The organism is Nitrosomonas sp. (assembly GCA_016703745.1).
In the GTDB taxonomy this organism is placed as follows: domain Bacteria; phylum Pseudomonadota; class Gammaproteobacteria; order Burkholderiales; family Nitrosomonadaceae; genus Nitrosomonas.
The window spans coordinates 612,656-625,093 of sequence record JADJBK010000006.1; the positions used below are offsets into that span (position 1 = coordinate 612,656).

At 51.5% G+C, this 12,438-nt stretch carries 8 protein-coding genes; 2 read left to right on the plus strand and 6 right to left on the minus strand.

The features are described from left to right. Positions 1 to 22: 22 nt before the first annotated feature. Entirely contained in the window at positions 23 to 1,051 is a 1,029-nt protein-coding gene (locus IPG31_03965) for a recombinase family protein (protein ID MBK6617544.1), read from the minus strand. Between the two features lie 258 nt (positions 1,052 to 1,309). On the opposite strand from IPG31_03965, the gene IPG31_03970 reads away from it, so the two are divergent. Then, positions 1,310 to 2,290 carry an IS5 family transposase gene (locus IPG31_03970; GenBank protein MBK6617545.1) on the plus strand — a complete coding sequence of 327 codons (981 nt, stop codon included), beginning with the start codon at positions 1,310 to 1,312 and terminating at the stop codon, positions 2,288 to 2,290. A 279-nt stretch (positions 2,291 to 2,569) separates the two neighbouring features. On the opposite strand, the gene dnaJ is transcribed toward IPG31_03970, so the two are convergent. From dnaJ to purB, 4 genes are all read right to left on the minus strand, one after another. Next, positions 2,570 to 3,676: a molecular chaperone DnaJ gene (gene dnaJ, locus IPG31_03975; GenBank protein MBK6617546.1), complete on the minus strand. Its 1,107-nt coding sequence runs from the start codon at positions 3,674 to 3,676 to the stop codon at positions 2,570 to 2,572. 215 nt (positions 3,677 to 3,891) lie between these two features. Further along, a complete protein-coding gene (gene dnaK / locus IPG31_03980; protein ID MBK6617547.1) occupies positions 3,892 to 5,838 on the minus strand; it encodes a molecular chaperone DnaK in 1,947 nt (648 codons plus the stop codon). A 74-nt stretch (positions 5,839 to 5,912) separates the two neighbouring features. Then, positions 5,913 to 6,515 (minus strand): nucleotide exchange factor GrpE, encoded by a 603-nt coding sequence (gene grpE, locus IPG31_03985; GenBank protein ID MBK6617548.1) that lies wholly within the window; start codon positions 6,513 to 6,515, stop codon positions 5,913 to 5,915. A 128-nt stretch (positions 6,516 to 6,643) separates the two neighbouring features. Beyond that, complete coding sequence (gene purB / locus IPG31_03990; protein ID MBK6617549.1) at positions 6,644 to 8,011, minus strand: adenylosuccinate lyase; 1,368 nt, start codon at positions 8,009 to 8,011, stop codon at positions 6,644 to 6,646. A 116-nt stretch (positions 8,012 to 8,127) separates the two neighbouring features. On the opposite strand from purB, the gene IPG31_03995 reads away from it, so the two are divergent. Continuing rightward, positions 8,128 to 8,736 (plus strand): glutathione S-transferase, encoded by a 609-nt coding sequence (locus IPG31_03995; GenBank protein MBK6617550.1) that lies wholly within the window; start codon positions 8,128 to 8,130, stop codon positions 8,734 to 8,736. A 71-nt stretch (positions 8,737 to 8,807) separates the two neighbouring features. On the opposite strand, the gene uca is transcribed toward IPG31_03995, so the two are convergent. After that, positions 8,808 to 12,434 carry an urea carboxylase gene (gene uca / locus IPG31_04000; GenBank protein MBK6617551.1) on the minus strand — a complete coding sequence of 1,209 codons (3,627 nt, stop codon included), beginning with the start codon at positions 12,432 to 12,434 and terminating at the stop codon, positions 8,808 to 8,810. Positions 12,435 to 12,438: the final 4 nt, after the last annotated feature.

The window sequence follows — 12,438 nt, forward strand, 5'->3', positions numbered from 1 at the left end:
TCGCCGAGTTTGCGTATTCGGCTCATACCGTCGTCTCCACTTCCGCCAGTTCCGCGCCGATGCTGCCGGGGCGCAGTTCGTCGATGAGTTCCACCCAGCCGGCGTCGCGCCAAAGGATCTCCAGCCCGTCGTCGCCGATCAGTACGCGCTCGATCAGCAGCTGTGCCAGGCGCCGTTGCTCGGCCGGAAACAGCGAGGGCCAGACGGCGGCGAGCTGGCGCATCGGCATCACCACCCGCGCCTGGTCGAGATCGAGGCCGCTTTCGCGCACCCGGTCCCACACCGCTTGCACGCTCTCCGGCGCCCGCAACACTTGGCAGATCTGCTCCACCACCAAGGCCTCGATCGGCTCGGCAGGCAGGCTGCCGAAGTCGGAGGCGCCCGCCCCGAAGTGCCGATCCTTGGCCGGCGTGTAGTACCGGTAGCACTGGCCCTTCTTGGTCGTGCGGGTCGGGATCAACCGCTCGCCGCTGGTGGTGAACAGCAGTCCGCGCAGCAACGGCAAGCCGCGCCCGTCCGTAGCCACCGCCGCGCGCCGTTCCTCGGCGGTCTGGGCCAGCACGTCGTGGGTGGCCTGCCACTGGGCGCTGGTCAGGATCGGCGGGTGCTGGCCCAGGTAGTAGCGACCCTTGTGGACGATCTCGCCGAGGTACATGCGGTTGTGCAGCAGCTTGTAAATCGACTGCTTGCAGAAGGTGCGGCCCGTCTTGGTGCGGATGCCTTCGGCCGCGTAGTTGCGCACCATGTGGGTGGTCGAGCGATCGCGGGCGAAGTCGGCGAAGATGCGCCGCACCACCGCCGCCTCCGCCTCGTTGACGACGAGCAGGCGGTTCTTCACGTCGTAACCGAGCGGCAGCGGCCCGCCCATCCACATGCCCTTGGCCTTGCTGGCAGCGATCTTGTCGCGAATGCGCTCGCCGGTGACCTCGCGCTCGAACTGGGCGAAGGACAGCAGCACGTTCAGCATCAGCCGCCCCATCGAGGTGGCCGAGTTGATCTGCTGGGTGACGGCGCTGAAGCTCACGCCGCAGCGGTCGAACACTTCCACCATGCGCGCGAAGTCGGCGAGCGAGCGGTGTTGACACCGGTCGAAAATTGACCAGAAAAGGGCACTGATACCGGTTGAAAATTGACCAGGTAATTCACGTATTCTGCTTAAGTTTTAGGCAGGAGAAACTAGAGGTGATTACCATGGTTATGTATGCAAAGATCCGTCGGATGTTTTAGGAACCTCTGATCAATAACCGATCACCGATATAATTCTGCATCAAACTTTTTCGAGAAGCTATTCATGAAACCTTACCAACAGATGAGTTTTGCTGATGCCGAATACGCCAATAAGGGCAAAGTCACGCGCCGCGAGAAGTTTCTCGATCAACTTGATGGATTATTGCCTTGGCAGGCTATGATTGATGTTATTGAACCACACTATGCGCCAGGCAATGGGCGTGGCCGCAAACCATTTGCCTTGGAATTGATGCTGCGCGCGCATGTTGCGCAAATTATCTACAACTATTCCGATCCGGGCATGGAAGATGCGCTGTATGAGATTGAATCACTGCGCCGTTTTTGCGGCATTCGTCTGGAAGCCGTGCTGGATGAAAGCACCATTTTGCAATTTCGGCATTTACTGGAAAAACACGGGTTAATGGATCAGATCTTCCAGGTCATCAACCAAACGCTGGGTGAGCGTGGGTTGTTCTTGAAAGCCGGCACCATCGTCGATGCCAGCCTGATTGCCGCGCCGACTTCAACCAAAAATAAGAGCCGGTCGCGTGATCCAGAAATGCATTCCAGCAAAAAGGGCAATCAATGGTTTTTCGGCAGCAAGTTTCATATCGGCGTCGATCATGAAACCGGGTTGGTGCATACGCTCAAAGTAACCTCGGGGCATGTCAGCGACGTTGCCGAAGCCGCCGCCCTGCTGCATGGCGAGGAACAGTTTGTTCATGGCGATGCCGGATATCAGGGGCTGGATAAACGCCCGGAGATGCCGGCGGAAAGCCCTCCAGCCTGCGTGATCGCGATGCGTCCGGGCAAACTGGCCAGGCTCACGAAAGACGATTCCGGGGCGGCTCAACTACTGCGCGGTGCCGCCCGTGAGCTGGCGAAACGCCGCGCCAAAGTCGAACACGTGTTTCGGGATATCAAAATCCGCTTTGGGTATGCTAAAAATCGCTATCGCGGCCTGGCCAAAAATGCGGCCCGTTTGACCTTCCTGACAGCCATTGCCAACGTCATCCGTGGTGATGCTTATGAACGTCGATGTCTTGTTGCGTCTGAAATTTGAAAACAAGCCAGTAAATGAGCTTGTTTCCAGAGAGGAACGGCTGTTTTCATAAAAATCAGCGTCACTATTTGAAGTAGTGGTCAGTTTTTGAGTGACTGCCGTTCAGAATGTTTGTTTTTCAGAGGTTCCCTAAAGGTGATGATAATTTCAGTACCGAAAGCTAAACGGGTCTTAAGACCCGTATCCTGACTTTAGTCATTGTCACTAACCCACCAGCTTTAGCTGGTGGTTGTTTAGTTTAGATGATAACAAAGCCGCGTCCCGGCCGAGTAATTATGATCACTCGCTAAAAAACTCACGTGCCTTGTCCATCCAGGATTTGGCTCGGGGGCTATGACGTGAGTCATCTTTCTGACTGATTGTCTCAAATTCTTCCAACAGCTCTTTCTGGCGAGCAGTCAGGTTAACCGGTGTTTCCAGCGAAACATGGCATAGCAAATCACCGGTTACATGGTTACGCACACCCGTTATGCCTTTGCCACGCAAACGAAATATCTTACCGGTCTGAGTGCCTGCCGGGATTTTGATACGCGCATGGCCATCAAGTGTCGGTACTTCTATTTCACCCCCAAGAGCAGCCGTTGCAAAGCTGGTGGGAATTTCACAATGCAGGTTATTGCCTTCCCGCTGAAAAACCGAGTGGCTGGCCAAATGAATCACTACATACAGATCACCAGGAGGACTGCCGGCAACACCGGCTTCACCTTCTCCAGACAAACGAATACTGTCACCCTCATCCACCCCAGCAGGAATTTTAATATTCAGTGTCTTATGACGCTTGACGCGGCCAGAACCATGACAGTCATGGCAAGGATCAGTAATGACTTTACCGCTGCCATGGCACTGTGGACAGGCTTGCTGAATCGAGAAGAAACCTTGTTGCATGCGGACCTGGCCATGACCATTACATTTCTGGCAGGTTTTGGGTGAAGAACCCGGTTTTGCGCCGCTACCACGGCATGTATCGCAAGCATCCATTTTAGGAATACGAATTTGCGTCTCCGCTCCCCGCGCGGCTTGTTCCAGCGTTATTTCCAGGTTATAGCGCAGATCCGCGCCACGTTGCGCGCCAGACTGCCCCCCTCGCATTCCGAAAAGGTCCCCAAAAATATCGCTGAAAGCATCGCTGAATCCCTGCGCACCCCCTCCACCAGCCGCACCGTTTAAGCCAGCATGACCAAACTGATCGTAAGCTGCGCGCTTATTGCTGTCTGAAAGTACCTCAAACGCCTCTTTGATTTCCTTGAAACGTTCCTCTGACTCTGCATTGCCCGCATTACGGTCCGGATGATATTTCATCGCCAGCTTCCGATAGACTTTCTTCAGTTCACTTTCATCGGCATTACGGTTGACGCCGAGTACTTCATAATAATCACGCTGGGTCATAAAGAATTCTGCCAATCAATAGCAGCAACGGCAGCACCGAGCTGCCATTGCAATTCAACAGGTTGTAACATAATTGCCATAAATTTATTGTGTGAGGGGTGAATGGTTTCCAATCGGAACGCAAAATGCAGGTTTAAGCAAACATACGCCCGAAACCTGGAAACCATCCCATCACATGGAGTTATTGTGTACCAGCTTCACGCTGATCGGCACCATTATTTTTTATCTTTGACTTCCTCGAATTCAGCATCCACTACTTCACCCTCAACCGGTTTATCACTCGCTCCTGCCCCTCCCCCCGCACCAGTCTCCGCCTGTCCTGCCGCTCCTGGCTGCGTCGCCTGTTCCTGGGCATATATTTTCTCAGCCAGTTTTTGTGAGGCTTCGGTCAGTGCCTGCGTTTTTGCATCGATTACACTTTTGTCACTCAGTTTAAGTGCTTCTTCAGCCTCTTTCAAAGCAGTCTCGATTTTGGTCTTTTCATCACTTTCCAGCTTGTCACCATATTCACTCAAGGATTTTCTGACCGAATGAATCATGGCATCGCACTGATTGCGACTATTAACCAGCTCCAACGTTTTTTTGTCTTCTTCAGCATGAGCTTCCGCATCCTTGACCATTTTATTGATCTCATCTTCGGATAATCCGGAACTTGCCTGAATTTTGATCTTGTTTTCCTTACCCGTCGCCTTATCCTTGGCAGAGACATGCAAGATACCATTAGCATCAATATCAAAAGCCACCTCAATCTGTGGCATACCTCGCGGCGCGGGTGGAATATCAGTCAAATTGAATTGCCCCAGACTCTTATTGCCAGACGCCATTTCACGCTCGCCCTGTAGCACATGAATCGTCACGGCAGTCTGGCTGTCATCCGCAGTAGAAAAAACCTGTTGCGCTTTGGTTGGAATAGTAGTGTTCTTCTGGATTAACTTAGTCATCACGCCTCCCAGGGTTTCAATACCGAGCGATAACGGCGTCACATCCAGCAACAACACATCCTTGACATCCCCTTGTAAAACACCGCCCTGGACCGCAGCACCAATGGCCACCGCTTCATCCGGATTTACGTCCTTGCGCGGTTCCTTGCCGAAAATTTCCTTCACTTTATCCTGAACCTTCGGCATGCGCGTCTGCCCACCCACCAGAATCACATCAGCGATCTCGGAAACTGACAAACCGGCATCCTTAATTGCAATTCGGCAAGGTTCAATGGTGCGCTCTATCAGTTCTTCGACCAGACTCTCTAATTTGGCACGCGTAATTTTTACAGCCAAATGTTTGGGGCCAGACGCATCGGCGGTGATATAAGGCAGATTCACCTCTGTTTGCTGGCTGGAAGACAGTTCAATTTTGGCTTTTTCCGCCGCATCCTTGAGTCGTTGTAAGGCCAGCATGTCTTTTTTCAGATCGATTCCGCTTTCCTTTTTGAATTCTGACACCAGATACTCAATGACACGCGAATCAAAATCCTCTCCACCCAGAAAAGTATCGCCATTCGTCGCCAACACTTCAAACTGGTGCTCACCTTCGACTTCCGCAATCTCAATGATTGAAACATCGAATGTGCCTCCACCCAGGTCATACACCGCAATTTTGCGATCTCCTTCCTTTTTATCCAGTCCGAATGCCAACGCTGCGGCAGTGGGCTCATTAATGATTCGCTTAACCTCCAGACCCGCAATTCGCCCCGCATCCTTGGTAGCCTGCCGTTGAGAATCATTGAAGTACGCCGGCACCGTAATGACGGCTTCCGTAACCGGTTCTCCCAAATAATCCTCGGCAGTTTTTTTCATTTTGATTAATATCTGTGCAGATACTTCCTGTGGCGCAATTTTTTTGCCACGGGCTTCAACCCACGCATCATTGTTATCCGCCTGGGTAATTTTGTAAGGCACCATGCTGATATCCTTCTGCACCATTTCTTCGTTAAAGCGCCGTCCAATCAAGCGCTTGATGGCAAACAGCGTGTTTTGCGGATTGGTCACAGCCTGGCGCTTGGCTGAAGCGCCCACCAGAACTTCACCCTCCTCCGTGTAAGCCACGATGGAGGGTGTAGTACGCGTACCCTCAGCGTTCTCAATCACTTTGGACTTGCCATTTTCCATCACGGCCACACATGAATTGGTGGTACCCAGATCTATCCCAATAATTTTTCCCATTGTTTTTTCCTTTAAAATTTAATTCTGGTTATCAATAATGACTGTGAGTGTATGTGGGAGCTTTCCCGAAAATATCAAGCTTCTCTTGATTTTGCGACAGCAACCATGGCTGGCCGAATAACGCGATCGTGCAGCGCATAGCCTTTTTGCATGACCTGAACGACAGTATTCGCAGCAGCATCCGATTCGATGGTACACATCGCCTGATGGCGATGAGGATCAAATTTCTCTCCCTGCGGATCAATTACCTGGATATTGAATTTCTCAAAAATTGCAATTAACTGCTTGCGCGTCAGCTCCATGCCATCCTTAAAGTTCTCGACTGTGGCATTTTCGGTCATGAGTGCTGCTTCCAGACTATCCATGACCGGAAGTAATTCCGCTGAGAATTTATCAATGGCGTATTTATGAGCATTAGTAATATCCGCCTGCGTCCGTTTTCGCAGATTTTCGGTTTCTGCCTTGGCACGTAACCAGGCATCATGATGCTCCACCGCCCTCAGTTCCGCCTCTTTCAAAAGTTGCTCAATGGATGGCATCAATTCTGTCTCACCTTCCATTCCGGTATGAATCATTTCATCACCGGCAAACGGAGCAACATCTGCCGTGGCTGTAGCATCAAGCTCTCCCGTGAGTTTATTTATATCAATAGGCTCTTGATTATTCGATTCCTGCATAAAATTCCTCCAGTATGATTCACGCTATATTGTGATCAATTCATTTTTTTCAACCCCTTTTATTAGCCGGGTTGAAAATTTTTTTAATGAATATGATTTAACACGTTGATGGTGCTGCCCAACCAGGTTTAGATACGTCTGGCCAATTGAGCAGCTAATCCAATGTATGCTTGCGGAGAAAGCTGCAGCAAGCGGTTTTTTTCAGCTTCTGGAATATCGAGCTGACGAATAAAATTTTGCAATATTTCCTGATTGATTTCGCCTTTGCCACGGGTTAGCTCCTTAAGCTGTTCATATGGATTGACAATCCCATACCGGCGCATAATCGTTTGAACAGGTTCCGCCAGCACCTCCCACGCACCCTGTAAATCTGCCGACAAGCGGACCGGGTTAATCTCCAGTTTGCATAACCCTTTCAGACAGGAATCATAGGCGAGCAAAGTATGACCCAATGCCACCCCCATATTACGTAGCACCGTCGAATCGGTCAGATCGCGCTGCCAGCGTGAGACGGGCAATTTTTCAGCCAGATGATGCAGCAAGGCATTGGCAATTCCGATATTGCCCTCCGCATTCTCAAAATCAATTGGATTGACCTTATGTGGCATGGTGGAAGAACCAACCTCACCCGCTCGGGTTTTCTGCCGAAAGTAGCCCAGTGAAATATATCCCCAGATATCGCGATTCAGACCCAGCAAAATGGTATTGATGCGGGCATACGCATCGAACAGCTCGGCAAGACCGTCATGCGGCTCGATCTGAGTGGTATACGGATTAAAACCCAGTCCCAACCCTTCCACAAAATTTTGTGCGAAAGATTCCCAATCCACATCCGGATAAGTCACCACATGAGCATTATAGTTACCAACCGCCCCATTGATTTTTCCCGAAATGGCAACCTTTGCCAGACCTTTACGTCCCTGGCGCAATCGATGCACAAAATTGGCAATCTCTTTACCCATAGTCGTCGGGGTGGCAGGTTGACCGTGTGTGCGCGCCAGCATGGGCGTATCGGCAAACTCTCTTGCCAGTGCCGCCAGTTGCTCGATAATCCGATCAAGCGCGGGCAGCATCACTTGATCACGACTATCAATCAGCATCAATCCGTGGCACAGATTATTGATATCCTCTGAAGTACAGCCAAAATGAATATATTCAGAGAATGCAGCCATACCCGGCTGACCGGCGAATTGCTGCTTCAACCAATATTCAATCGCTTTAACGTCATGATTGGTCTGCGTTTCAATCGTTTTAATCGCTTGCGCATCATTCAGAGAGAAATTTTCCAGCAGCTGATCCAGCTCTGCCAGCGATTCCACCGGAAAATTGGCTTCTCTTAACAGAATCGATTGACCCAATGCCTTAAACCATTCAATTTCGATCCGTACACGGTAGCGAATCAGCCCATACTCGCTGAAGTAAAGTCGCAGTCCGGCTACTTTCTGTTGATAACGACCATCCAATGGGGAGAGTGCATGAAGCGGGGAAGTGCTCATTAACCAGGATATTCCCAATCAATTGGTTAAAAGGCGGCATTTTAGCACAACGTACTGTATTCACGGATGAGGCTGCATTGTATGATCACGATTTATCGTTTGAGAAGGATCAACTTATGCAACTGATTGGCTCTTTGACCAGCCCCTATGTCCGCAAAGTACGTATCGTACTTGCCGAGAAAAAAATTGACTCCGGTCTCATTATCGACCCGCCGTTCAACCCGGATAATCAGATAACGAAACTCAATCCCTTGGGCAAGGTACCTGTATTGGTGCTGAGTGATGGCACTCCGCTGTATGATTCACGCGTTATCGTTGAATATCTGGATAGCTTAAAGGATGATCCCCTGCTGATTCCAGCTTCAGGCGCGCCAAGATTTATTGTCAAGCGCTGGGAAGCACTGACTGACGGAATAATGGATGCGAGTGCAACCATTTATCTCGAACATAAACGCCCACAGGTACAACAAAGCCCGGAATGGCTGATGCGCCAGCAACGTAAAATCGATCTGGGACTGCAGGTAGCAGCGGCAGAACTGGGTGACCAGCTCTGGTGTACCGGATCAACCCTGACCTTAGCGGATATTACGCTGGGTTGTGCACTGGGTTATTTATCCTTCCGTTTCTCTCAAAATCCTTGGCGCACTACCTACGCCAACCTTGCCCGTCTGGCCGACAAGCTGGCCGAGCGGCAGTCGTTCAGATTAACCATACCAACAGACTGACTTTTTAGAAGCTCCCTATGGCAATAGCCGAACACGGCACTAAACAACTGATATGTTATTCCTGGAAATTATCAGGTTTCCTGCAGCATTAATAATAATTGCCCAGCGGCAATATAGTCGCCCACTTTGCAATAAACCTTGTCGACGACTGCATCGACCGGTGCCGTGAGGGCGATTTCCATTTTCATCGATTCGATCACGATCAGGGTTTCACCACTTTTAACCGGCTGCCCGGACGCAACCAATAATTTCCAGATCGTACCTGTCACATCGGAACAGACAGCATGCGCTCCGTCTGGCAAATCCTGCTCACTTGCCGTATCGGTCTGATCGAGGACATCTTCGCTGGCGAATTCCAGCAGATCCTGCGCCTGCCAACGCTGATATTCCGCCTCAAACGCGGCTTGCTGGCGCGCTTTGAATTGACTGATGCTCGCATCCTGCTCCCGCAGAAACGCCTGATACGCTTTCAAGCTGAAAACTGTGTCATCCATGGATAACTTGAAACGTCCGGTTACGAAATCCTGCCGTATTTTGAGCAGCTCCGTTTCCGTAACCGGATAAAACCGGATCTGGTCAAAAAAGTTTAATAACCAGGGATGGTCTTGCCTGAAATCTTTGGTCTGACGATAACGATTCCACATTTGCAGCGTGCGCCCGACAAGCTGGTACCCACCTGGTCCTTCCATGCCGTAGACACACAGATAAGCACCACCGATTCCAACCGCGTTCTCCGGCGTCCAGGTGCGTGCAGGATTGTATTTGGTAGTGACGAGCCGGTGACGCGGGTCGATGGGTGTCGCAACCGGTGCGCCCAGATAAACATCCCCCAGTCCCATCACCAGATAGCTTGCGTCAAAAACAATCTGCCTGACTGCCTCGATACTATCCAGTCCATTAATACGCCGGATAAATTCGATATTGCTCGGGCACCAGGGTGCATCTGCTCTCACCGACTGCGCATATTTTTCGATTGCCAGCCGTGTCGCGCGATCATCCCATGAAAGCGGCAGATAGACCATGCGCCCTGGCACCTCCATTTCGCTTGCGGGTGGTAATACTGTTTCTATCTCCAGCAGTCTGTCCAGCAAATTCTGGCGTGGCAGTAAATAGGGATCGTAATGAATCTGCAGACTACGGATACCTGGTGTGATATCAATGATTCCACCCAATTTATGTTCCTGAATGGCTTCCTGCAACCTGGTCATCAGTGCATGCACTCGCAAGCGTAAAGCCAGATCGAGCACGGATGGACCGTATTCGATTAGCAGGTACCGATCACCTGCCTGACGATAGACGACTTCCACCCGTTCCAGATCGGGCATTTCAGGCAATCTGTACAGAACTGCTTGATCAGAATAGCCAGACCAATTTGAGGCAAACGGCGGAGCAACTTCTCGCAGTGTCTCAATCAGCGCAGTTTGCTGCTGGTCGAGCCACAGTGCTTGAGTCAAATCAATCCGATAAAAACGGACTTGATCACCAGGCTGCAACTGACCAATCTTCCATAACTCGGCGTGCGCAATGACTGCGGGACAGACAAACCCACCCAGACTCGGTCCATCCGGGCCCAAAATAATCGGCATGTCGCCCGTAAAATCAATTGCGCCAATTGTATAGGGATTGTCGTGAATATTGGATGGGTGCAGCCCGGCTTCGCCACCATCAGCTCGCGCCCATTCCGGTTTGGGACCAATCAGGCGAATACCGGTACGGCTGGAATGATGATGGACTTTCCAGTCGGTTGAAAAAAACATTTCAATGGCCGCATCCGTGAAAAAATCCGGTGCGCCGTGCGGGCCATAGAGAACGCCAATATCCCAGTGATGGGAGTACTTAGGAATCCATTCAGGAGCAAGAGTATGGCAAACAACAGCTGGGGAATCAGCAGGAAGAATACTCAGCATATCGCCAGGGCGCAGCACCCGTCCGCCATGTCCGCCAAACTGTCCCAACATAAATGTGGCGCGACTGCCGAGATATTCTGGAACCTGTATCCCACCCTGCACCGCCAGGTAGACGCGACTCCCCGCTCCATTGATCCTGCCGAAACGCAGCACCGAACCCGCCTTGACTGTATGCGCCTGCCAGCATGGCAACACTTCATCGTTCAGCCAGATTTCAATCTGCGCACCACATACGGCAATCCGACTATCGCAATGAAACTTCAGCGTGGGGCCAGCCAGCGTAATTTCCAGTCCTGCAAGGCCGTCCGGCTGATCCAGCAGCCGGTTGGCGAGACGGAAAGCAAGGCTGTCCATCGGCCCGGAAGGCGGCACACCAACATGCCAGTATCCCAACCTGCCCGGATAGTCCTGCACTGTAGTCTGCAGACCCGGACTCAGCACTTCCATCGTATGTGCCTGATAGCCAAAATCCGCAAGCAACCGGGTGGTAATCTGTCCATGGCGAAAGCGCTCACTGGAGAGAATTTGCCGCAAGTAATCGAGATTGGTTTCGATGCCATACAGCAGCGTTTTATCCAGTGCGGTTTTCAGCTGATCAATCGCCTGTTCGCGGGTATCGGCATAGGCAATAATCTTGGCCAGCATGGGATCATAGTAAGCAGATATTTCAGCACCCGATTCAATCCAGGTTTCCACGCGAACCTCATCGGGAAACCCGACATGCGTCAATAAACCACTCGAAGGCTGAAAGTTTTTTGCAGGATTTTCCGCGTAAATACGCGCTTGAATCGCCGCACCCTGTGGCTTGATCACCACGCCATCGAGCAACGGCAGTGCTTCCGCACCCAGTAATATCATCCATTCGACCAAATCGATACCCGTGACTGCTTCCGTCACCCCATGCTCCACCTGCAGACGGGTATTAACCTCAAGAAAATAGAACTGACCGGTTGCCGCATCAAACAGAAATTCCACCGTACCGGCGGAACGATAGTGGATAGACTCGCCCAGGCGAATGGCGGCCGCAAGCATTGCCTGACGAATCGCTGGTGCCAGATTGGGTGCAGGTGTTTCTTCGATAATCTTCTGATTGCGTCGTTGCGTCGAACAATCACGTTCCCCTAAAGCAATAACCTTACCCCGGCCATCACCAAAGATCTGCACCTCGATATGGCGCGCCTGATCGATAAATTTCTCGAGAAATACGGCAGCATCATTGAAGTGGCTTTGTGCCAGCGTTCTGACTGCTTCATACTGATCGATCAACTCTTCTTCGTTCCAGCACAGGCGCATGCCAATGCCGCCCCCCCCCGCCGAGCTTTTCAGCATGACCGGATAACCAATATGATTGGCTGCCCGGCAGGCATCTTCGATACTATCGAGCAGACCGGTGCCGGGCAACAGGGGAACCTGCCATTGTTGCGCCAGTGCACGCGCGGTATGTTTCAGACCAAAGGTACGCATTTGTTCCGGTGTCGGCCCCAGGAAAACAATATTTGAGGCACAACATTGCTCGGCAAAGGTAGCGTTTTCACTCAGAAATCCATAACCGGGATGAATGGCCTGTGCGCCACACTCACGGGCAATGGCCAGCACCTTTTCCGCATCGAGGTAGCTTTCGCTCGCGGGCCCCTCGCCAATACAGAAGCTTTCATTCGCTGCCAATACGTGTCGTGAACCTGCATCCACTCCGGTATAAACCGCAACACTTTGAATTCCCATGTGACGCAAGGTACGCATGACGCGGCAGGCAATCGCACCACGATTGGCCACCAGAATTTTGGTAAACATGAAT

Excerpts from the sequence above, each read along its gene's own strand:
- dnaK (MBK6617547.1), bottom strand. The coding sequence starts at position 5,838 with ATGGGAAAAATTATTGGGATAGATCTGGGTACCACCAATTCATGTGTG.
- uca (MBK6617551.1), bottom strand. The coding sequence starts at position 12,434 with ATGTTTACCAAAATTCTGGTGGCCAATCGTGGTGCGATTGCCTGCCGC.
- dnaJ (MBK6617546.1), bottom strand. The coding sequence starts at position 3,676 with ATGACCCAGCGTGATTATTATGAAGTACTCGGCGTCAACCGTAATGCC.
- purB (MBK6617549.1), bottom strand. The coding sequence starts at position 8,011 with ATGAGCACTTCCCCGCTTCATGCACTCTCCCCATTGGATGGTCGTTAT.
- IPG31_03970 (MBK6617545.1), top strand. The coding sequence starts at position 1,310 with ATGAGTTTTGCTGATGCCGAATACGCCAATAAGGGCAAAGTCACGCGC.
- grpE (MBK6617548.1), bottom strand. The coding sequence starts at position 6,515 with ATGCAGGAATCGAATAATCAAGAGCCTATTGATATAAATAAACTCACG.
- IPG31_03995 (MBK6617550.1), top strand. The coding sequence starts at position 8,128 with ATGCAACTGATTGGCTCTTTGACCAGCCCCTATGTCCGCAAAGTACGT.
- IPG31_03965 (MBK6617544.1), bottom strand. The coding sequence starts at position 1,051 with ATGGTGGAAGTGTTCGACCGCTGCGGCGTGAGCTTCAGCGCCGTCACC.